The 20,232-nt window shown below is 64.2% G+C and carries 25 protein-coding genes; 9 read left to right on the top strand and 16 right to left on the bottom strand.

The genetic code is table 11. From position 1 onward, the window contains the following. Window position 1: 1 nt before the first annotated feature. Window positions 2-445, bottom strand: a complete 444-nt coding sequence (locus AC2FME_RS06540; protein WP_496800110.1) for a DUF4399 domain-containing protein — start codon at window positions 443-445, stop codon at window positions 2-4. A 226-nt stretch (window positions 446-671) separates the two neighbouring features. Here AC2FME_RS06540 and AC2FME_RS06535 point away from each other — a divergent pair, with 226 nt between their 5' ends. Then, window positions 672-1,577, top strand: a complete 906-nt coding sequence (locus AC2FME_RS06535; RefSeq protein ID WP_149774265.1) for a LysR family transcriptional regulator — start codon at window positions 672-674, stop codon at window positions 1,575-1,577. Between the two features lie 60 nt (window positions 1,578-1,637). Here the strand turns inward: AC2FME_RS06535 and AC2FME_RS06530 are convergent, their stop codons facing one another. Genes AC2FME_RS06530 through AC2FME_RS06515 form a run of 4 tightly spaced genes read right to left on the bottom strand, consistent with a single transcriptional unit; the run spans window position 1,638 to window position 4,552 of the window. Then, entirely contained in the window at window positions 1,638-2,537 is a 900-nt protein-coding gene (locus AC2FME_RS06530) for an OmpA family protein (protein WP_496742576.1), read from the bottom strand. Next, window positions 2,534-3,091 (bottom strand): peroxidase-related enzyme, encoded by a 558-nt coding sequence (locus tag AC2FME_RS06525; RefSeq protein ID WP_496689420.1) that lies wholly within the window; start codon window positions 3,089-3,091, stop codon window positions 2,534-2,536. The genes AC2FME_RS06530 and AC2FME_RS06525 overlap by 4 nt, the downstream gene beginning before the upstream one ends. A gap of 31 nt (window positions 3,092-3,122) precedes the next feature. Next, entirely contained in the window at window positions 3,123-3,833 is a 711-nt protein-coding gene (locus AC2FME_RS06520; protein WP_496799966.1) for a GNAT family N-acetyltransferase, read from the bottom strand. After that, window positions 3,830-4,552, bottom strand: a complete 723-nt coding sequence (locus tag AC2FME_RS06515) for a competence/damage-inducible protein A (RefSeq protein ID WP_496799965.1) — start codon at window positions 4,550-4,552, stop codon at window positions 3,830-3,832. The genes AC2FME_RS06520 and AC2FME_RS06515 overlap by 4 nt, the downstream gene beginning before the upstream one ends. A gap of 50 nt (window positions 4,553-4,602) precedes the next feature. Between AC2FME_RS06515 and sfsA the strand changes: the two genes are divergently transcribed. Both sfsA and map read left to right on the top strand, forming a co-directional pair. After that, window positions 4,603-5,295: a DNA/RNA nuclease SfsA gene (sfsA, locus tag AC2FME_RS06510; protein WP_496799964.1), complete on the top strand. Its 693-nt coding sequence runs from the start codon at window positions 4,603-4,605 to the stop codon at window positions 5,293-5,295. Between the two features lie 84 nt (window positions 5,296-5,379). Continuing rightward, a complete protein-coding gene (gene map / locus AC2FME_RS06505) occupies window positions 5,380-6,186 on the top strand; it encodes a type I methionyl aminopeptidase (protein WP_496799963.1) in 807 nt (268 codons plus the stop codon). Here map and AC2FME_RS06500 read toward each other — a convergent pair. The 3 genes from AC2FME_RS06500 to AC2FME_RS06490 are packed head-to-tail and all read right to left on the bottom strand — an operon-like array spanning window position 6,180 to window position 8,163. Then, window positions 6,180-6,344 (bottom strand): hypothetical protein, encoded by a 165-nt coding sequence (locus AC2FME_RS06500; RefSeq protein ID WP_496799962.1) that lies wholly within the window; start codon window positions 6,342-6,344, stop codon window positions 6,180-6,182. The two genes, map and AC2FME_RS06500, sit on opposite strands and share 7 nt — an antisense overlap. Before the next feature lie 59 nt (window positions 6,345-6,403). Next, complete coding sequence (gene rsmD, locus AC2FME_RS06495; RefSeq protein WP_496796236.1) at window positions 6,404-6,955, bottom strand: 16S rRNA (guanine(966)-N(2))-methyltransferase RsmD; 552 nt, start codon at window positions 6,953-6,955, stop codon at window positions 6,404-6,406. After that, window positions 6,952-8,163, bottom strand: coding sequence for an NAD(P)/FAD-dependent oxidoreductase (locus tag AC2FME_RS06490; protein ID WP_496799961.1), 1,212 nt, complete (start codon window positions 8,161-8,163; stop codon window positions 6,952-6,954). The genes rsmD and AC2FME_RS06490 overlap by 4 nt, the downstream gene beginning before the upstream one ends. A 99-nt stretch (window positions 8,164-8,262) precedes the next feature. Here AC2FME_RS06490 and AC2FME_RS06485 point away from each other — a divergent pair, with 99 nt between their 5' ends. Together AC2FME_RS06485 and AC2FME_RS06480 are read left to right on the top strand one after the other, a co-directional pair. Further along, window positions 8,263-8,748, top strand: coding sequence for a peroxiredoxin (locus AC2FME_RS06485; RefSeq protein ID WP_496680145.1), 486 nt, complete (start codon window positions 8,263-8,265; stop codon window positions 8,746-8,748). A gap of 77 nt (window positions 8,749-8,825) precedes the next feature. Further along, window positions 8,826-9,146, top strand: coding sequence for a hypothetical protein (locus AC2FME_RS06480; RefSeq protein ID WP_496689351.1), 321 nt, complete (start codon window positions 8,826-8,828; stop codon window positions 9,144-9,146). Here the strand turns inward: AC2FME_RS06480 and AC2FME_RS06475 are convergent. The 4 genes from AC2FME_RS06475 to AC2FME_RS06460 are packed head-to-tail and all read right to left on the bottom strand — an operon-like array spanning window position 9,143 to window position 11,888. Continuing rightward, the gene (locus tag AC2FME_RS06475; RefSeq protein ID WP_496679980.1) at window positions 9,143-9,436 is read right to left on the bottom strand and encodes a 4a-hydroxytetrahydrobiopterin dehydratase; all 294 of its coding nucleotides are present in this window, start codon (window positions 9,434-9,436) and stop codon (window positions 9,143-9,145) included. The two genes, AC2FME_RS06480 and AC2FME_RS06475, sit on opposite strands and share 4 nt — an antisense overlap. Next, window positions 9,433-10,620, bottom strand: coding sequence for a GNAT family N-acetyltransferase (locus tag AC2FME_RS06470; RefSeq protein WP_496799960.1), 1,188 nt, complete (start codon window positions 10,618-10,620; stop codon window positions 9,433-9,435). The genes AC2FME_RS06475 and AC2FME_RS06470 overlap by 4 nt, the downstream gene beginning before the upstream one ends. 48 nt (window positions 10,621-10,668) lie before the next feature. Beyond that, window positions 10,669-11,436, bottom strand: coding sequence for a glycerophosphodiester phosphodiesterase family protein (locus AC2FME_RS06465; protein ID WP_496799959.1), 768 nt, complete (start codon window positions 11,434-11,436; stop codon window positions 10,669-10,671). Next, on the bottom strand, window positions 11,433-11,888 hold the full coding sequence (locus AC2FME_RS06460; RefSeq protein ID WP_496679985.1) for a RidA family protein: 456 nt from the start codon (window positions 11,886-11,888) through the stop codon (window positions 11,433-11,435). Before AC2FME_RS06460 ends, AC2FME_RS06465 begins: the two co-directional genes overlap by 4 nt. A gap of 284 nt (window positions 11,889-12,172) precedes the next feature. On the opposite strand from AC2FME_RS06460, the gene AC2FME_RS06455 reads away from it, so the two are divergent. Together AC2FME_RS06455 and AC2FME_RS06450 are read left to right on the top strand one after the other, a co-directional pair. After that, entirely contained in the window at window positions 12,173-13,000 is an 828-nt protein-coding gene (locus AC2FME_RS06455; RefSeq protein ID WP_496679987.1) for an MlaA family lipoprotein, read from the top strand. Further along, window positions 12,990-13,598 carry an MlaC/ttg2D family ABC transporter substrate-binding protein gene (locus tag AC2FME_RS06450; protein ID WP_496743289.1) on the top strand — a complete coding sequence of 203 codons (609 nt, stop codon included), beginning with the start codon at window positions 12,990-12,992 and terminating at the stop codon, window positions 13,596-13,598. The genes AC2FME_RS06455 and AC2FME_RS06450 overlap by 11 nt, the downstream gene beginning before the upstream one ends. Window positions 13,599-13,669: 71 nt before the next feature. Here the strand turns inward: AC2FME_RS06450 and AC2FME_RS06445 are convergent, their stop codons facing one another. From AC2FME_RS06445 to AC2FME_RS06430, 4 genes are read right to left on the bottom strand one after another with little or no spacing between them, the layout of a single operon-like run. Next, the gene (locus tag AC2FME_RS06445) at window positions 13,670-14,767 is read right to left on the bottom strand and encodes an ABC transporter ATP-binding protein (RefSeq protein ID WP_496679989.1); all 1,098 of its coding nucleotides are present in this window, start codon (window positions 14,765-14,767) and stop codon (window positions 13,670-13,672) included. A 3-nt stretch (window positions 14,768-14,770) separates the two neighbouring features. Next, complete coding sequence (locus tag AC2FME_RS06440) at window positions 14,771-15,664, bottom strand: carbohydrate ABC transporter permease (protein ID WP_496710855.1); 894 nt, start codon at window positions 15,662-15,664, stop codon at window positions 14,771-14,773. Further along, window positions 15,657-16,529 (bottom strand): carbohydrate ABC transporter permease, encoded by an 873-nt coding sequence (locus AC2FME_RS06435; RefSeq protein WP_496679993.1) that lies wholly within the window; start codon window positions 16,527-16,529, stop codon window positions 15,657-15,659. The genes AC2FME_RS06440 and AC2FME_RS06435 overlap by 8 nt, the downstream gene beginning before the upstream one ends. A gap of 58 nt (window positions 16,530-16,587) precedes the next feature. After that, window positions 16,588-17,832, bottom strand: coding sequence for an ABC transporter substrate-binding protein (locus tag AC2FME_RS06430; protein WP_496799958.1), 1,245 nt, complete (start codon window positions 17,830-17,832; stop codon window positions 16,588-16,590). Between the two features lie 221 nt (window positions 17,833-18,053). On the opposite strand from AC2FME_RS06430, the gene AC2FME_RS06425 reads away from it, so the two are divergent. Next, window positions 18,054-18,791 carry a response regulator gene (locus AC2FME_RS06425; protein WP_496799957.1) on the top strand — a complete coding sequence of 246 codons (738 nt, stop codon included), beginning with the start codon at window positions 18,054-18,056 and terminating at the stop codon, window positions 18,789-18,791. Next, on the top strand, window positions 18,788-20,227 hold the full coding sequence (locus tag AC2FME_RS06420; protein ID WP_496799956.1) for a sensor histidine kinase: 1,440 nt from the start codon (window positions 18,788-18,790) through the stop codon (window positions 20,225-20,227). The genes AC2FME_RS06425 and AC2FME_RS06420 overlap by 4 nt, the downstream gene beginning before the upstream one ends. Window positions 20,228-20,232: the final 5 nt, after the last annotated feature.

Below are 20,232 nucleotides of genomic sequence, written 5' to 3'. Positions count from 1 at the left end.
GTCACTCCTCGACGGTGATCGTGATCACCTCGGACAAGACCGGCGGGGAGTGCGGCACATGCCCGGCGTCGCCCAGAACCAGTTGCAGCGTATGCGGGCCGGGGGCTAGGTCCAGCGTTACCTCGGTCTGGCCGCCGCCGAAATGCATGTGATGCGCGTCTGACGGCAGGCCATTGGACAGTTCGTCGGACCCGTCTTCGCCCTGCCCCAGCGGCGGGCGGTCGATCAGCAGGTGATGATGGCCGGTGTTCTCCTTCTCGGTCCCGGCCGGTGCGACCCCCATGCCGCTGAGACCGAAGACGATGGTCACCGGCGACGTCACCGCGTCGCCATCGGATGGATCCACGAAATAGACCTTGGCGTCGGGATTAGATGCGGTTGGCCCTCCGGCCTGCGCGACCGATGCCACAAGACAGAATATGCACGCGAATATGATCTTCATCATCATCTCCCTGGTCAAGGAATTGCCGATCCCAGCGTAACATGCGCGGGCAAATGCTCCAAAAACCGCCGGAACATCAGGGCGTCATACGCCCAAGACACCACTGTTTCCGCGTTTCCGAAGCGCAAACGATCCAATTCGAAACCCTGATATTATCCCATGTCTGCCCCGTTTCCGCCCAGATTCAAGGCCATGGTCGGACAACGAACAGAAGACCTGGGGAACGAGAATGGACCGACTGACCGAAATGGAGGCCTTTGCCAATGTGGTGGACCAAGGTGGTTTCACCGATGCGGCCAAGAAGATGGGCATTTCCAAATCAGCCGTGTCAAAGCATGTGTCGAGCCTCGAGGCCCGGCTGGGCGCGCGGCTGCTGAACCGCACGACGCGCCGCGTTTCGCCGACCGAGATCGGGCTGGCCTACTACGACCGCGCCCGCCGTGTGTTGAACGACGCCGGAGAGGCCGACGCGCTGGTGACCTCGATGCAATCGGCGCCGTCGGGCCTGCTGCGGATCTCGGTCGCGACGGATTTCGGCGTGAATCACCTGTCGCCGGTCCTGTCTGAATTCCTGGCCGCCTATCCCGACATCACCGTGAACATGGTGTTGAACAACCGCTATGTCGAGCTGATCTCGGAAGGGTTCGACGTGGCCGTCCGAATCGGCGAACTGGAAGACAGCACCCTGCGCGCCCGCAAGCTGACGGAAACGGTCAAACGCATGGTGGCCGCCCCCAGTTATGTGGAACGCTTTGGGCTGCCCGCAAAGATCGACGATCTGAACGAACACAAGCTGCTGCATTACTCCAGCCAGTCCTCGGGCAATGTCTGGAAACTGACGGCGCCGTCGGGCGAAAAGCGGCAGGTGCGCACGGCCGGATGGCTGAGCGTGAATGACGGGCAGTCGCTGCTGAACGCGGCGATCTCGGGGTTGGGTATCGCCTATCTGCCCAGCTATCTGTATGCGGATGCGCTGAAATCGGGCAAGGTGGTGGACGCTATGCCGTCGCTGCCGGACGAGGTACAGGGCATCTATGCGGTGTACCCGCCGGGCCGGTTTACCCAGCCCAAGGTGCGCGCCTTCATTGATTTTCTTGTCGACTCCTTCGCTGAAAAGGGGCCGATGGACTGGTAATTCTCCCGGTGGCACCTGAACGGCCCGCGCGTCCTGCGTGGGCCATTTTTTTGGCAAGGCTCAGTTGACCAGCAGCACCGCCTCGACCCGGCGGTTCAGTTCGCGGCCTTCCGGGGTGGCGTTCGACGTCAACGGCGCCAGATATCCCACCCCTTGCGCCTGTACCCGATCGGGGGCAACGCCGTGCCGTTCGATCAGGCGGGTTCGCACGGCCTGGGCACGGCGGGTGCTGACATCGATATTGGCCTGCAGGTCTCCGGTGTCGTCGGTGTGGCCGACCAACGCTAGCCGCGCCCCCGGATTGTCCGCCAGATAGGCGGCCAACAAGGCCAACGAGGCAAACGGACCTTCGCCCAGAGCGACGGCGCCGGATTCGAAACTCAGATCATCCAGGATAACATGGCCATCGCGCGTCAGATCGGACAGAAGGCCGCCTGCGCCCTGAACCGTCTCTTCGACCACCAGGGGCGGCGGTTTTGCGCCTTGGGGTGTGACGCGGATCATCTGCAGATACCCATCGGGTGGGCTGCGGCTGACCAGCAGGGTTAGCACTTCTTCGCCGCGCGTCGCGGACAGAAAGCGATAATCGTTGATGGACACGTTCATGTCGGGGGTCGGCACCACCTCGATGGCAAAGCGGAAATCGAAACCGCCGCAGTTGCGGGCCTCGCATTCGAACACGATGTCATAGCCCTGTGCCTTCAGATGGTCACGCAGCGGCGCCAGCAACTGCAGCGTGGTGCTGGACCCCGCCTGCAGGCGCCAGGTGATCCGCTCGACCCGCCCTTCGACCGGACGCACCGGCACCGAGCCGTCGGCAAAAGGCCCGATCGGCATGTCATAGCTGTCCAAGGGGCTGATGCGTTCGCTGACCTGCCGGGCGCTGTCAGGCAGCGTCAGGGTCTGGGCCGCAACCGGCCCGCCCAGCAGCCAGATCAGCAAGGCGGCACGGCGGATCATCGCGACTGGGCGTGGTAGCCGTCATTGGGCTGCATCGCCGTTGCGCTGGCCACCCGGTTGGTCATGTTGAAGAACCCGGCCACGTTGGCGATGTCCCAGATGTCGCGATCCGAGAACCCCACGTCGCGCAGGCGCTGGCGGTCGGGCTCCTCGATCTCGGCGCTGGCGGTGGTCATCTTGGCCGCAAAGTCCAGCATCGCACGCTGGCGGTCATCCAGAGGCGCCACACGGTAGTTCATCACCAGCATCTCGCCCAGTTTGGGATCGCCCGACATCTGCCGCACTGCCGCGCCATGCGCCACCAGGCAATAGAAGCAGCGGTTGATCGACGACACTACGACCGCGATCATCTCACGCTCGAGCTTGGAGAGGTTGCTGTCGGCCAGCATCAGGTCGTTGTACATGGCCGTGAAGGCATTCAGCTTGTCGATGTCAAAGGCATAGGCCTTCAGCACGTTGGGAATCATGCCCAGCTTTTCGGTGCAGATGTCAAAGTACTTCTGCGTTTCGGGTGGCAGCGGGTCCACCATCGGCAGGTTCAGCGCGGTGGGCATGTCGGTGTCGGTCACGGCTGTCTTTCTCCTCTCAGACCAGCTGGCGGTAGTGGTACTCTCCGACGTGTTCCATCCCCAGAGAGCGGTAGAGCGCGTTGGCCCCCTCATTCGCCTTGGTACAGATCACGCTAAGGGTATGGGCGCCATTGTCCAGCGCCCAAAAGGCCGCGGCGCGCATCGCCCAGCGGCCCAGCCCCTGCCGGCGATGGGCCGGCACGATCTCGAGCGCATGCAGCATGGCGATGCCGTCGTGGATGGCCACGAAGGCGGTGCCCGCCGGCTGATCGCGGTGGCGCAGCAACAGGCCGGTCTTGGGGCCGGAGGCGCGCTCCATCACCGCAAGGCGTTCGGGGCCGATGCCCCCCTGCGCCCAGATCTCGCGCATGATGGCCAGCGGCTCCCACAGGGTAAAGACGGTCACCGGCGGCACCGGCTGCTCGGTCAGCCGCGCGACCGGGCAGGCATAGATGTTGACCGGATCGAGGATCTCATAGCCCCGCGCGGCCAGCATTTCGTCCAGTGCCTCATCACCCGGGCGCAGGCAAAAGATGCGTTTCTGGCCCATCGCCTGCATGGCCGCCTCGGCCGCGTCGATATCCGGCGGGGTGACCGGGCCGACACGGCTGGCCGCGGACACGCGCGAGCCGCCTCCCAGCCCTTCGCGCAGCAGGAAAGGACCCAGTTGCGTGTACCGCGCGGCGGGCCATGTGCCGTCGACGACGGCGGCCCAGTCGGGCCTCACAGGTCAAGCTCCCTTGCCAGGCGGGTGATGGCGGCGTCAATACGGGCGCCGTCGGTGCCGCGCACCACCACGTTGGCGCCGAACACGCCGTTGATCTGAAACGGGTAGCAACCGATCGACAAGTCGTCGAAATCCTGCGCCAGGGCCGACAGATTGGTGGCGATGTCGCCCTCTCCCCGATTCACGCGCAGGGTCTGCGACAACAATGGCTTGCCTCCGGTCAGGGTGGGCAGCACGCTGGCCACCATCGCCCGGAACACCGAGGGCACCCCGGCCATCACGTGGACGTTGCCCAGGGTAAATCCCGGCGCGGTCGAGACCGGGTTGTCGATCAGCGTCGCGCCATCGGGGATGCGCGCCATGCGCAGCCGTGCGGCGTTCAGCTCCAACCCGGCCTGGTCGTAATGCGCCTGCAGCAGGGCACGGGCATCATCGCGCACGTCAATATGGGCCCCGAAGGCGCGGGCGATGCAATCGGCGGTGATGTCGTCATGGGTCGGGCCGATGCCCCCGCTGGTGAACACATGGTCATAGGCCTGCGACAGCGCCTTGACGGCGGTTTCGATGGCCTCGGCGTCATCGCTGACGATGCGGACCTCTTTCAGGTCGATGCCATGCTTGGTCAATTCCTGCGCCAGAAAGTGCATGTTCGCGTCGCGGGTGCGGCCCGACAGGATTTCATCCCCGATCACCAGCATTGCGGCGGTTGGGTTGGGCATGGCGCGCTCTCCTCTTGATCGACATTTGAGGCAGGTATAGGCCCGTAACCATGCGCTTTCAAACCCCTCTTGTTCCCGCCCGCCTGATCCGCCGCTACAAACGCTTTCTGGCCGATTGCGTACTGGAGGACGGGCGCGAGGTGACGGCCCATTGCGCCAATCCCGGTTCGATGATGGGACTGGCCGAGCCGGGCATGAAAATCTGGCTGGAACCCAATGACGACCCCAGGAAGAAACTGAAATTCGGCTGGCGGCTGGTCGAGCACGAGAACGGCCATTTCACCGGGGTCGATACCTCGGTGCCCAATCGCGCGCTGCGGGCCGCGCTTGAGGCGGGCGAGATCCCCGAACTGGCCGCCTATGGCACCGTCCGGCCCGAGGTGAAATACGGCGAAAACAGCCGTGTCGATTTCCTGTTGAGCGAGGCGGGGTTGCCGGACGCCTATGTCGAAGTGAAAAGCGTGACCCTGTCGCGCCAGCCCGGTCTGGCCGAATTTCCCGACAGCGTGACCGCACGCGGCACCAAGCATCTGGGCGAACTGGCGGCGATGGCCGAGGCCGGGTACCGAGCCGTCATGCTGTATCTGGTGCAACGCACCGACTGCAAGCGTTTCGAGCTGGCCGCCGATATCGACCCGGCCTATGCGGCGCAATTTGACGCTGCGGCAGCGAATGGGGTTGAACGGCTGGTCTATGCGACCCAAATCACGCCCAAAGGCGTCTGGATCGGCAACAAACTCTGACGCCCGCCACCGCGCGCCCTCTGGCACTTTCTGCACAAGCAGCGTAAAGAGGGTATCGCGCGCAACAATTGGAGCCCCGCGTTGATGAAGGAACATCGTGGCCGCCTGACGAAGGACGGCATCCGCATTTACGAACAGGCTGACTTTGCCGGCATGCACGCGGCAGGGGCGGTTGCGGCGCGGATTCTGGATGACATCGCCGAGCATGTCTTTCCGGGCCAGACCACGGGCGAGATCGACCGGATCATCACCCGGATGGTCGAGGATGCCGGCGCCAAGTCGGCCACCATCGGCTACAAGGGCTATCAGCACGCCAGCTGCATCAGCGTGAACCACGTGGTCTGCCACGGGATCCCGGGCGAGAAGAAGCTGAAGGATGGCGACATCCTGAACATCGACGTGACGGTGATCGTCGATGGCTGGTTCGGAGACACCAGCCGCATGTATGTGGCAGGCAAGCTGCCGCGCAAGGCCGAGCGGCTGATCCAGGTGACTCATGACGCCCTGTTCAAAGGGATCGAGATGGTCAAGCCGGGCAACACCTTTGGTGATATCGGCCATGCCATCCAGTCCTACGTCGAATCGCATCGCATGAGCGTCGTGCGCGATTTCTGCGGGCACGGGCTGGGCCGGGTGTTCCACGCACCGCCCAACGTGCTGCATTACGGCCGCCCCGGCACCGGCGCGGTTCTGGAAGAGGGCATGTTCTTTACCATCGAGCCGATGGTGAATCTGGGCCGCCCCGAGACCAAGACGCTGTCGGATGACTGGACGGCCGTGACACGCGACAAGTCGCTGTCCGCGCAGTTCGAACATTCCGTGGGTGTCACCGCGGACGGGGTCGAGATCTTTACCCTGTCACCGGGCGGCAAGTTCCACCCGACCTACTGATCTTGATCCTGCTGTGCGCGCCATAGGGCGAGCAACAGCGTCTCTTGCCCCCATGGCGTCACCGCGTCCTGGATGAAGACGGGCGCGCGGCGCGGTTTGGGTTCGGGTCCGGTCGTGGCCTCGGCACTCTGCGCGGGAACCAGCGGAAAAATGGGCATGGCGTGGTCCATGACCCGCAACATAGCACGGCGCGGCCCCGGGTCCAAAAAAGGGCGGTTCAGCCCCGCCACATCAGCGAGATATGGGTGTCGCCGTATTTGCGCGCATCGTGCAGCGTGAAGCCCTCGGGCGGGGCCATCGGGGCGTTCTCTTCCCAGACCACCAGCGCATCATCGGCCAGCCAACCGCCCTTGAGCGCCGCGGCAAGCGCCTTTTGCCCCATTCCCTTGCCATAAGGCGGATCGAGGAAGATCAGGTCGAACGGCGCGCCGGGATTGTCGCCCAGCCGTGTCGCGTCGCGGCGGATCAGGGCGGTGCGGTCGGCGCTGCGGGTCAGGTCGATATTCTTGCGGATCAGCCCCTGCGCCACCCGCCCATCATCAACCAAGGTGACATGCGCCGCACCGCGCGACAGCGCCTCGAGCCCCAAGGCACCAGTGCCGGCGAACAGGTCCAGCACCCGCAGCCGATCGAAGTCGACAAGGTGGTTCAGCACGTTGAACAGGCTTTCGCGCACCCGGTCGGTGGTGGGGCGCAGATGCGCACCCGCGTCCCCCTTGCCGACCGAGGCCAGCGCCCGGCCCCGGAAATCTCCGGCGATGATCCTCACGCCTTGAGCAGCGGCTTCAGATCCGCTGCGGAATCGGCCACCACTGCCGGATCGGCGGTTTTGCCCGCGTCGATCAGGCGCTTACCGACCATATAGGCGCGCGGGTCGTTCATCGCGTCCACCGCCAGCAACTGATCGCCCCAGTAATACCAGAACGAGGTGGTCGCCCCCTCGCCCTTGCGGGTGACGACGTGGTCATAGCCCGTGTTCAGCCCGGCGATCTGCAGTTTCACGTCATACTGGTCCGACCAGAACCAAGGCGTGGCCACGTAATCCTTGCCCGCGCCCAGCATGTTCTGCGCCACCACCTCGGCCTGGTCGATCGCGTTGGGCACGCTTTCCAGACGGATGCGTCGGCCCTTGTAGGGGAACGAGGCACAATCGCCCGCCGCCCAGATATCGGAGGCAGAGGTGCGGCCCTGCGCGTCGGTCTTGATGCCGTTCTCGATGGCAAGCCCGGCCATCTCGGCCAGTTCGGTAGCCGGGGTGATGCCCACGCCGACCACCACGAAATCAACCGCCAGTTCCGTCCCGTCGCCAAGCACCGCGCCGGTGACCTTGCCATTCTCACCGGTGATCCGTTCCAGCCCGACGCCTTCTCGGATGTCCACGCCATGGGTGCCGTGCAGCGCGCGGAAATAGTCGCTGGTCTCGGGCGCGGCGACACGCTGCAGGATACGGTCGGCCATCTCGACCAGCGTCACCTGCACGCCGCGCTTGGCACAGACGGCTGCGGCCTCGAGCCCGATATAGCCGCCGCCGACGATCAGCGCCCGCGCGCCTTCGATCACTGCGGGGGCCATCGCGTCCACATCGGCCAGCGTGCGCACCACATGCACGCCCGCTAGGTCTCCGCCGATCGCGGCGGGCAGCCGGCGCGGATGCGAGCCGGTGGTCAGGGCAAGCTGGTCGTAGGAGATCACCTCGTCGCCGATGGTCACGGTCTTGGCCGCCGGGTCGATCGCCGTCACCTGCTGACCCAGCCGCAGGGTAATGTTGTTTTCGGCATAGAAACTCTCGGGGCGCAGGAACAGCCGTTCCAGCTCCATCTCGCCCAGCAGGTAGGCCTTGGACAGCGGCGGGCGTTGATAGGGCAGCACGGGCTCAGCCCCGATCAGGGTGATCGCCCCGTCAAACCCGCCCTTGCGCAGCCCGGCCACCAGTGACGACCCCGCCTGTCCGGCTCCGATCACGACGATATGGCTCATCTGGTCCGCCCCCTGTCGATTTCCCGTGGCTTGTGCCACCCGCCCACCTATATTGCGGCAAGGAGCGAGTTTGCAATTTCAAACGACAGGAGCATGAAGATGATTTCAACCGGCGACACCCTGCCCGAAGCAACCCTGATCCAGATGGGCGAAAACGGACCGGAAGAGGTGCGGCTCTCCAGCAAGGTCAAGGGCCGCAAAGTGGTGATCTTTGCCGTGCCCGGCGCGTTCACCCCCACCTGCCACTCGGCCCATGTCCCCAGCTTCATGCGCACCAAGGACCAGTTCGCGGCCAAGGGCGTTGACGAGATCATCTGCGTGTCGGTCAACGACCCCTTCGTGATGAAGGCCTGGGGCGAGGCCACGGGTGCGACCGCGGCAGGGCTGACCATGCTGGCCGATCCGGCCTCGGAATTCACCAAGGCGATCAGCATGGATTTCGACGCCCCGCCCGCCGGCCTGATCGCGCGCTCCAAGCGCTATGCGATGCTGGTCGAAGACGGCAAGGTCGTGGCGCTGAACCTCGAGGAAAGCCCCGGTGCCTGCGAGATTTCGGCCGGAGAAGGCCTGCTGGCGGTTATCTGACCGCTAAAAGGAAACCCAACCGCAGGTGCCCGCCCGGGCGCCTGCAAATGGCCGGATAAACGGCAAGGAGGATCTTGATGGCCTACATGAAAACACTGGCTGGGATCGGCGCCATGGTCGCTCTGACTGCCTGCGAGGTGCCACAGTCCCCTGTCGTTACTGGCCCCGACGGGCAGGCCCGCATCCAGATCAACACATCGGGTCTGACCTGCTATCAGACGCGCTGCCTCGACATCAATCCGGCCGCGCGCAGCGTTCGGATGGTGGGCAACCGCACCACAGGCATTCCGCGCGAAATAGATGTCAGCGATGGCACCGTGACCCCGGCCGAGTTCCAGCGGCTGGGTGAGGTTGCCCTGCTGGCCGGCGGAATGGGGTCGCGCGGCGACCGCGGCTAAAGCAGGCTGTCCATCTTGCGCGCCAGCTTGGCGTCCTGAGACGACAGGCCGCCCACGTCATGGGTGGTCAGAACCACCTCGACCGTGCGATAGACGTTGGACCATTCGGGGTGGTGGTTCCACTTTTCGGCAAAGATAGCCACCTTGGTCATCCAGCCAAAGGCATCGACGAAATCGTCGAAGATGAAGGTCTTGGTGATCGCGTCGCGGTCCTCGACCATGGTCCAGCCGTTCCTGAACAGCGGGTCCAGCAGCGGGCCGCGGGTCTCGGTGGACAGAAGTTCGCTCATTGCCGTTCCTCCGGGTTGGCTTTTCTGAACGGGCCGTAATCCGTCAGAATCTCGATCTCTTCGCCTACCGCCTGGGCCTCGGCCTGAAGGTACCGCGCCACGACGTCGGCAAAGCCGGGATCGGTGATCCAGTGCAGGCTATGCGTGCGCGTGGGCAGATAGCCGCGCGCCAGCTTGTGTTCGCCCTGCGCGCCGGCCTCGACTCGGGCCAGCCCCTGCGCGATGGCAAAGTCGATCGCCCTATAGTAGCACAGTTCGAAATGCAGGCAGGGATGATGTTCGGTGCAGCCCCAATAGCGCCCGAACAAGGTTTCGCGCCCGATGAAGTTCAGCGCGCCGGCCACCGGGTATCCGCCCCGCTCGGCCAGCACCAGCGCCACGTCATCGGCCATGGTTTCGTGAACGATGTCAAAGAATTGCCGCGTCAGATAGGGCGAGCCCCACTTGCGCGCGCCGGTATCCTGATAGAAGTCCCAGAACGCGTCCCAGTGTTCGGGGCGCAGATCGGCGCCGGTCAGGGTTCGGATCTCGCCGCCGAAGGCGTTGGCCTGCGCCCTTTCCTTGCGGATGTTCTTGCGCTTGCGCGAGGACAGGGCGGCGAGGAAATCGTCGAAATCGGCGTAGCCATCGTTCAGCCAGTGAAACTGCTGCGAATCGCGCGCCAGTAGGCCCATCTGCTGCCCGGCCAGCGCCTCGTCCTGGGTGCAGAAGGTGATGTGCAGCGACGACAGGCGGTTGTCGGCGGCCAGTTGCACCGCCCCCTGCACCAGCGCCGACATGGCAATCCCGTCATAGCCGGGCCGTGTCAGAAACCGCCGCCCGGTGGCCGGGGTGAAGGGCACCGCGATCTGCAATTTGGGGTAATACCGCCCGCCCGCGTTTTCATAGGCATGGGCCCAACTGTGATCGAAAATGTATTCGCCCTGGCTGTGCGACTTGGCATACATCGGCGCGGCCCCGATCAGCAGGCCGTCCAGATAGGCGGTCAGGTATTGCGGCTGCCAGCCGGTGCCCCGCCCGACCGATCCGCTGTCTTCCAGCGCGCGCAGGAACCGGTGCGTGGTGAACGGGTCCAGCGGGCGGGTGCCGTCGGCGGCCTCGGGGCAGGCGCAACTGTCCCATTCGGCCGCCGGGATCTGATCCAGCGTCGACAGAACCCGGATCTCGATCTGTGACTGGTCCATGTGCCCTCCTGCGTCCCCCTGAACTATCTGTGACGCCGGCAGCCGGGTTCAACCCGGAATGGCGGCCAGATAGTTTTCGAAGGTCACGTTGTCGGCCACCTTTCGCGCCTCGGCCTCCTGTTCGGCCGAGCGCACCGTCCAGCACAGGATCGGCACGCCTTGCGCCTTCAACTCGGCGACGCGGGGTCGGGCCAGGTCCTGCACCTCGTGGCTGATGAAGCTGGCGCCAACCCGGTTGAGATCGGGGATGTCGCGCAGGTGGTCGCAGACCTCGGCCGGCAGATGCTCGACTTCGGGCTTGTAGGAACAGGTCGTCAGCCCACGCGGAATCTCCGGCGCCAGCCGGGCCAGCTCGGCCACGGAGTTGGGGTTGAACGACATCAGCGCGACCGGACCGTCATAGGACTTCAGCAGCGCGACCGCATCCCGTTCCAGCCGCCCGTCCACAGGCCCCATCGCACCGTGCTGATCCTTGAACTCGATCAGCAACGGCACGCGGCCCGCCACCAGTTGCAGAACTTCCTCAAGCGAGGGGATCCCCTCGTCCCCGTGCAGCAGCGGAAGGTCCGCGGCCTCGGCCCGGGTGATCTGCTGGATCGCGCCGGACTGGCCGGTCAGGCGCGTCAGGTCATAGTCGTGGAAAACCATGGCATGGCCGTCCGACGTCAGCTGCAGGTCAATCTCGATCCCGTAGCCCGCAGCAATGGCGGCCCGGATGGCCGCCCGGCTGTTTTCCGGGCGGGTCTGGCGAATGTCATGCAGCGCCCGATGCGCAATCGGCGCGCCCATGAACACACGAGGCAGAGACGGTGTCATTGGATCTCGAAAATCCCTTCGATCTCAACCGCGACGCCCAGCGGCAGCGACGCGGCGCTGACGGCCGAACGCGAATGGCGGCCCGCCTCGCCCAGCGCCTCGACCAGGAAATCGGACGCGCCGTTGATCACCTGCGGCTGGTCGGTGAAATCGGCGGTCGAGTTCACGAAACCGGTCAGCTTGATCACACGCACCAGCTTGTCGATGTCCCCGCCGCAGGCCGCCTTGACCTGGGCCAGCAGGTTGATGGCACAGACCCGAGCCGCCGCTGCACCGGCCGCGACATCCATGTCGGCGCCCAGCTTGCCGGTGATCAACGCATCGTCCTTCGAGATCTGGCCCGAGACATAAACGATGTTGCCTACCCGCACGAACGGCACGTAATTGGCCGCCGGCGCCGGGGCGTCCGGCAGGGTCACGCCCATGGATTCCAGTTTTGCCGCGATGCTCATGTTCTTGTCCTCAGCTTCCGGTCTGTTTTCGGGACGCTAACCGGGAACGGGATTCGCGAAAAGACGCAAAACCGTCATTTCCCCGCCAGTCTGCGAAACGGCGCGTTTTCTCTTGTCCCCGAGGTGTTGAACGCCGGCCACTTTACCTTGCGGATGTGCGCAGGTAACACGCTAGGAGTTTCATTTCGGGCAGAAAGCAACTATCTGCCGGAGAATTGGGCCGGTGCGAACAGGCCAAGAGTATTGATTGAGTGTCCGGTTGCCTTACATCCGGGCGAACGGGAGTGAATGAGACCGTGTCGAGCCGGATCCGTTTCAGACATGTCGCCCTTGCCGCGTTTTTGGCGGTGCTGTCGGCTTGCGCCAGCCAGCCACAGGATGCCGCGACGCGGGGCGAGGTTTTCGACCCCTACGAAAAAACCAATCGGGGCATACACAAGTTCAACCTGGGCGTGGACCGATTTCTGTTCCGCCCGGCGTCCAAGGGCTATGTCAAGATCGTGCCCGACCCGATGGTGACCAGTTTCAACAACTTCGCCGAGAACATCACCTTGCCCGGGCAGGCCGTCGATTACCTGCTTCAGGGCAATCTGAAACAGTCCGGAAACGCCCTGCTGCGCTTCGTGATCAACTCAACTGTCGGTGGGTTCGGCCTGTCCAAACCGGCGGACGAGCTAAACCTGCCGCAGGTCGATACCGATTTCGGCGAAACCTTGCATGTCTGGGGTTTCGGCGAGGGCGCCTATGTCGAGCTGCCCTTCTACGGCCCGTCCACCACGCGCGACGCGGTCGGCGTGGTGGTGAACCTGTTCACCAACCCGATCGACCTGGCGCCGACCCGCCCAGCCGACAACCTAGGCCTCTATGCCGAGGTCGTGCGCCGGATGGGCGATCGGGGCAGGTTCTCGGACACTGTCGATTCTATCCTCTATGAAAGCGCCGACAGCTATGCGCAGGCGCGCCTGATCTATCTGCAGAACCGCCGGTTCGAACTGGCACGTGACGATGAAGATACCTATCTGGATCTGTACTCGGACCCCTATGCCGACCTTGATGGCGATCCGGCTGCGGACGCCTATCTTGACCCCTACGAGGACCCCTATGCCGAATGACACATTGACCCGCCGCGGTTTCGTTTCCACCGCCCTGGCCGGCGTGGCGGCAGCCACCCTTCCCCTGCCCGCGCTGGCCCTGACCGAGGCATCGGCCAAGGTCCTGGTCGACAAGGTGGTGGCCGAGATCAACCGCGTCATCGAATCGGGCAAATCCGAAAGCGCGATGCTGCGCGATTTCGAGAATATTTTCGTGCAATACGCCGATGTGCCGATCATGGCGCGCTATGCGCTGGGGGCGGATGCGCGCAGCGCCAGCCAGGCGCAACTGCGCGAATTCACCAAAGCGTTCCAGGGCTATATCTCGCGCAAATATGGCCGCCGGTTCCGCGAGTTCATCGGCGGTCAGGTCACTGTGAAATCGGCCCGCAAGATCAAGGCCGGATACGAGGTGCGCAGCACCGTCAAGCTGCGCGGCGAAGCCCCGTTTGAGGTAACCTTCCTGGTGTCGGACAAATCGGGCCGCGACAAGTTTTACAACATGTTCATCGAAGGGGTGAACCTGCTGCTGACCGAGCGCACCGAGATCGGCGCGATGCTGGATGCCCGCAAGGGTAATCTGGATCAGTTGATCCGCGACCTGAAAACCACCGGCTGACCCCGCCGGACCGAACCGCAAAAACGCCGCGCATCCGATATGCGCGGCATTTTCGTGCCCGAATAAGCGGCTCAGTTCAGCCGCTCGCCCGTGTCCTTGGCGAAATACGACACCTTGCTCATGTCAAAGGCCAGGTTCAGCATCTGCCCGGCCCTGGCGCTGGTTTCGGCATGCAGACGCGCGGTCACTTGTTTGCCGCCCAGTTCCGAAACGACATAGGTGTCCGCCCCCGCCGGCTCGACCATATCGACCAGGCAGGCAGCCTCCTGCACGCCGGCGCCGGCGCGGAACCCGGCCTCGGCGATGTCCTCGGGGCGCAGGCCCAGGATCACCTCTTCAGGCAGGTGCAGATCGCGCGTGTCCGTCAGCACGATCGGATCGCCCCCCGCACGCGCGATTGCGACCTGCGTGCCGGTCCCGTTGCGCTGGACCCGCGCCGGGATCAAATTCATTGCCGGCGACCCCATGAAATCGGCCACGAACAGGTTGGCGGGGCGGTTGTAGATCTCGGCCGGGGTACCGATCTGCTGCACCACGCCGCCCTTCAACACCACGATCTTGGTGGCCAGGGTCATCGCTTCGATCTGATCATGGGTCACATAGACGATCGAGGCATCCAGCGTCTGATGCAGCTTCTTGATCTCGGTCCGCATCTCGACCCGCAGCTTGGCGTCGAGGTTCGACAACGGTTCGTCGAACAGGAACAGCTTGGGGTCGCGCACCAGCGCCCGGCCCATCGCCACACGTTGCCGCTGGCCACCCGACAATTGGCTGGGGCGACGGTTCAGCAACGGCTCGATCTGCAGAAGCGCGGCGACCTCTTTCAGCTTGGCGTCTTGTGTCGCCTGATCGACCCCGCGCACCTTCATGCCAAAGGTGATGTTCTTGGCCACCGACATGGTCGGGTACAGGGCGTAAGACTGAAACACCATCGCGATGTCGCGGTCCTTGGGGCTGACATGGGTCATGTCCTTGCCGCCGATCGACAGCGTCCCGCCCGAGATCGGCTCGAGCCCGGCGATGCAGTTCAGCAGGGTCGACTTGCCGCAGCCCGACGGCCCGACCAGCACCAGGAAATCGCCCGGTTCGATCGAGATGTTGATGTCCTTGAGAATCTCGGTTGCGCCGTAATTCTTGTACAGGTTTTTGATATCGAGGATGGGAGCCATGGGTTATCCCTTCACGGAACCGGCGGTCAGGCCGCGGATGAAATACTTGCCGGCAACGACATAGACGAGCAGCGTCGGCAACCCCGCGATGATCGCGGCGGCCATGTCGACGTTGTACTCTTTGACGCCGGTGGTTGAGTTGACGATGTTGTTGAGTGCCACGGTCACGGGCTGCGTGCCCGCTTGGCTGAACGAAACGCCGAACAGGAAGTCGTTCCAGATCTGGGTGAACTGCCAGATCACCGTCACCACGATGATGGGCAGCGACAGCGGCAGGAAGATCGACCAAAAGATCCGCAGGAACCCGGCCCCATCCACCCGCGCCGCCTTGGTCAGCTCGGCCGGAATGGTGACATAGTAATTGCGGAAAAACAGCGTGGTGAAGCCCAGCCCATAGATCACGTGGACGAAGATCAGGCCCGGAATGGTGCCCGCAAGCCCCATCAGCCCCAGCAGCCGCGCCATCGGCAGCAGCACAACCTGGAACGGGATGAAGCAGCCAAACAGCATCAGCGAAAAGATGATGTTGGCCCCACGGAACCGCCACTGCGCCACGACATACCCGTTCAGCGCGCCCAGCAGGGTCGACAGGATCACCGCCGGCACCGCGATCAGCACCGAGTTCCAGAAATAGGGCCGCAACCCTTCGCACTGAATCCCGGTGCAGGCACTGGACCAGGCGGTTTTCCACGCCTCGAGCGTGACGTCGCGGGGCAGTGCGATCAGGCTGCCGGTGCGGATTTCCTCGAGGCTTTTCAGCGAGGTCGTGACCATCACGAACAGCGGCATCAGGTAATACAGCGCGAACAGGCCCAGCAGGATATACAGCAGCCAGCGCAGCGCGGTCTTGCCGGCCGTGCCCTGCGCACGGGTTCGGGGCATCGACAGATCAGTCATTTTTCGCCCTCAGTTCTGAGTAAAGGTAAGGAACCACGATCGCAAAGACGACCAGCATCATGATCATCGCCGACGCCGCCGCCTGGCCGATGTCGCCCCGCGAAAACGCCATGGCGTACATGTAGGTGGCCGGCAGATCGGTGGCATAGCCGGGGCCGCCGCCGGTCAAGGCGATGACCAGGTCAAAACTCTTGATCGCAAGGTGGGCTAGCACGATGAAGGCCGACAGGAAGATCGGCGCCATCGACGGGATGATGATTGCCGTGTAGATCCGCCAGGTGGGGATGCCGTCGACCTGCGCGGCCTTGATGATCTCGCCATCGACCGAGCGCAGCCCGGCCAGGAACAGCGCCATCACGAAGCCCGAGCTTTGCCAGACCGCCGCCATCACGATCGTATAAATCGCGAAATCGGGGTTCACCAGCCAGTCGAAGGTGAAGTTTTCAAACCCCCAGCCCCGAACGGTGGCTTCAATCCCCAGACCGGGGTTCAGGATCCATTTCCACGCGGTGCCGGTGACGATCATCGACAGCGCCATCGGGTACAGGTAGATCGTGCGGATGAACCCTTCGACGCGGATCTTCTGATCCAGCAGGATGGCCAGCGCCAGGCCCAGTACCATCGCGATCACGATGAACAGCGCGCCAAAGATGTACAGGTTGTTGATTGCCGTGTCCCAGCGGGGCGAGTCGAACAGGCGTTCGTATTGCACGAAGCCCTTGATCTCGTATTTCGGCAGCAGTTTCGAGCGGGTCAGCGATACCCAGGCCGTCCATCCGATGAAACCGTAGACAAAGATCAATACGGCGATGAACGAGGGTGCCAGCACCACCTTGGGCAGGTGGTTTTCCAGCCATTCCGACATTTGAGCCTCCGGGGAGAAAGGTGCCCTGCCCGCGCATGGGGGCAGGGCGGGTTGGAGATCAGTAGCTGTTGGCCACTGCGTCAGCCAGTTGTTGCACGGCCTCTTGCGAGGACATGTCCGAGTTGAAATGCGCGGTCACCACGTCGGTGATCGCACCGGCCTGTGACCCGCGCAGCGCCATGCCGTGGGCATAGGACGGCAGCAGCGAGCCGTTTTCGGACGAGGTCGCCATGTCTTCGGCCGAGATGTTGGCGCACATGTCGAATTTGTCCAGCGACACGTCGGTCCGGGCCGGGATCGACCCCTTGTTCAGGTTGAACACTTCCTGGAACTTGGGCGCGACGATCAGCTTGGCCAGCAATTCCTGCCCGGCGCGCTTGTCGTCACCTTCCACGTCAAACATGGCAAAGCTGTCTACGTTGTACAGATATCCGTCGCCGGGGGTCGAGGCGCACAGGAAATCCTTGCCCGGTTCCTTGCCTGCAGCCAGGAATTCGCCCTTGGCCCAGTCGCCCATGATCTGGAAGGCGGCCTCGCCGTTCATGACCATGGCGGTGGCCAGGTTCCAGTCGCGGCCCGAGAAGTTCTCGTCAACGAAACCACGCAGAGTGCGCATCTGGTCGAACACCTTGACCATCGTGTCCGAGGTCAGCGCCTCGGCGTCCAGCTCGACCAGCGCCTTGTTGTAGAATTCGGGGCCGCCAAGGCCCAGAACGACCGTTTCGAACACGGTCGCGTCCTGCCAGGCTTGGCCGCCATGGGCCAGCGGGATCACACCCGCGGCCTGCAGCTTCTCGGCGGCGGCGTTGAATTCGTCCCAAGTGGTCGGCATCTCGATGCCATTGGCCGCCAGCACGTCGGCATTGGCCCAGATCCAGTCGACCCGGTGCACGTTCACCGGCGCTGCACACCAGGTGCCCTCGCACTTCATGTGCCCCGCGATCGAAGCGGGCAGAACCTTGTCCCAGCCCTCGGCCTCGGCCACGTTCGAGATGTCGGCCAGAACGCCTTCTTCGTACCATTCCTGGATCGCCGGGCCCTTAAGTTGAACCGCGGTCGGCGCGTTGCCAGCCAGAACCCGGGCGCGCAGCGCGGTCATTGCCGCGTCGCCGCCACCGCCCGCGACGGGCATGTCCGTCCAGGTGCCGCCATTGGCCGCGAATTCCTCCTGCAGAACGGCGACCGACTTGGCCTCGCCCCCCGATGTCCACCAGTGCAGAACTTCGGCCTGCGGCTCGGCCATGACCGAGGACGCGGCCAGAACGGCCAGCGACGACGCCGTGGCGAATGCAAAACGTTTCATGTTCGGTATCCTCCCAGAACCTATGTCATACCGCCGTTTGGGCGGCGATGCCGAATATTACCGGAAACAAACCGTCATCAGGCAACGGAAAATCTGGCCCGGACCCGGCGCCGGAGGCAATTTTTCCCGGCTTTTGTTACAGCATGTTACGTTGATCTTGAATCCGTTGCAGTCCGTTACAATTGAGGGCAGCGTCGTAGGGAAACTCAGGGAGGACGAACGTGAGCATTCCACGTTTGCTGGTTGTCGACGACGATCCGGAGATCCGGTCGATGCTGACCCAGTTCTTTCAGCAGAACGGGTTCATCGCCCTGCCGGCCGCAACCGAGGACCAGGTGCGTGCGCACCTGAAATCGGACCGCATCGACCTGATCCTGCTGGACGTGATGCTGGGTGACGAGAACGGGGTCGAGATCTGTGCCCGCCTGCGCCGAGAACAGGACGTCCCGATCATCTTCGTGTCGGCCCTGTCGGCCGATCACCAGCGCATGGCCGGCTACGAAGTGGGCGCCGATGACTACATCGCCAAGCCGTTCAACCCGCAGCTGCTACTGGCGCGCGTGCGGGCGGTGATGCAGCGCGCGCGGCGCACGCCGTCTCTGGCCTATCGCCGGAGGATCCGTACGTTCCGCTTCGGCGGCTGGGTCTATGACGGAAAACGCGACGAGGTGCATGCCCCCGACGGCTATCAAGTGTCTCTTTCGCAGCGGGAAACCGCGCTGCTCAAGGTGCTGTTGGCCAATCCCCACATCCCCCTGACCCGCGACGAGATCGCCGCCGCGCTGGACGTGACCGGCAGCGGCGACAAGCCCGAGGCTCAGGGCCGCGCCATCGATGTTCTGGTCGGGCGTTTGCGCTCCAAGATCGAGGCCAACCCCAAGGATCCCCAGATGCTGCGCACCGCGCGCGGGGTGGGATACGTCTTTGCCTGCGACGTGGCCGTGGAAGACGAGGCATGACCCTGCGCCTGCGCAGTCTCGGCTGGGTCTGGGCCATCGGAGCCTTCGCCGCCGGATTGCTTGCGGCAGGGCTGTGGTTTGCTTCGGCCCGCAACTGGGACCGTTACCTGACCCGGGCCTACGCGGCCGGGTTTGCCGTCTACGAGAATTTGCGTACTGGGCGCGGCGCCCTGCCTGACATCACGACCACGCCGCTGTCTCCGCAGGCCGCACGGCTGGCAGAGGCCGGCGAGTTCGAACAGCTGCCTGGCCTGCAGGAGCGGCGCTTCGTAACCAACCTGTCGATCCTGACCGACAGTTCCGCGCCGCTGGGTGGGCGCGAATTGACACTGGCCGTGATGTCCGACCGGCTGGTCTATCCGGTGTCCGACATCGTTTCAGGCAGCGATCAGACCGGTCCGCAGAAAATGGGAAACCTGACCCGGCTGCTGGCCACCTATTGCAGCGAACCGGTCCTGATCGCCCGTTACGGCCGTGGTGCTTGGCAGCAGGTGGACGGAACAAGGGTCTGGGGGTGCGGTGCCGCGCCGACCGATCTGCGCTTGCCGGCGATCCTGGCGGCGGTCGTAGCCTTGGCCGCCATCCTCACATCGATCGGCAATGCCACCGACAGTTTCGCCCGCTTCGCACAGGCGCTGCGCGACCGGCGCCGGCATGGCGGTCCCCAAAGCTATGACATTGCCGGCCCGGCCGAGCTGCGCGACATCGTCTCGGCCGTGAACGACTATCTTCAGGATGAACGCGCACAGCTGGAAAAACGCGCCACGGTCCTGTCGGGGGTCAGCCACGATCTGGGCACCCCTGCCGCGCGGGTGCGGCTGCGCGCGGCCTTGATCCCCGACCCCGACCTGCGCGACAAGCTGGAATCGGACGTCGACCAGATGACCGGGATGATCGAAAGCGTGCTGACCTATACCCGGTCGGAGTTGAGCGTCGAGGAACCGCGGCAGATCTCACTGACCTCGCTGGTCGAGTCGCTGGTGGCCGACTACCAGGACATGGACCTGCCGGTGAATCTGCAGCAGATCGCCCCGGTCGAAGTCGAAGGCGCCTCCTCTTTGTTCATGTCCCGGCGCGGCCACGCCAGCCTGCCGGAGAGCCGGCGCATCCTGGTGATGGCCCGCCCGATCTCGCTGCGGCGGGCGCTGACCAACCTGATCGACAACGCGCTGAAATACGGTCGGCACGCCAGGGTTGCGCTGGAGACCGATGCCGAAACCGCCACGGTCATCGTCGAGGACAAGGGCACCGACCTGACGGTCACCGATATCGAGGCGCTGATGGCCCCTTTCCGGCGCGGGTCCAACACCGGCTCGTCGGACGGGTTCGGCCTTGGCCTGACCATCGTCGCGACTGTGGCCGAACAACACGGCGGCTCCCTGCGGTTCGAGGCCGGCGAACAGGGGTTGCGCGCCCGGTTCACGATCCTGAGGTGACGCTC

Source organism: Ruegeria sp. BHSC026 (assembly GCF_059613065.1).
Note: the sequence above shows the minus strand (reverse complement) of the source record. Positions and strands in the feature narration are given on the sequence as shown.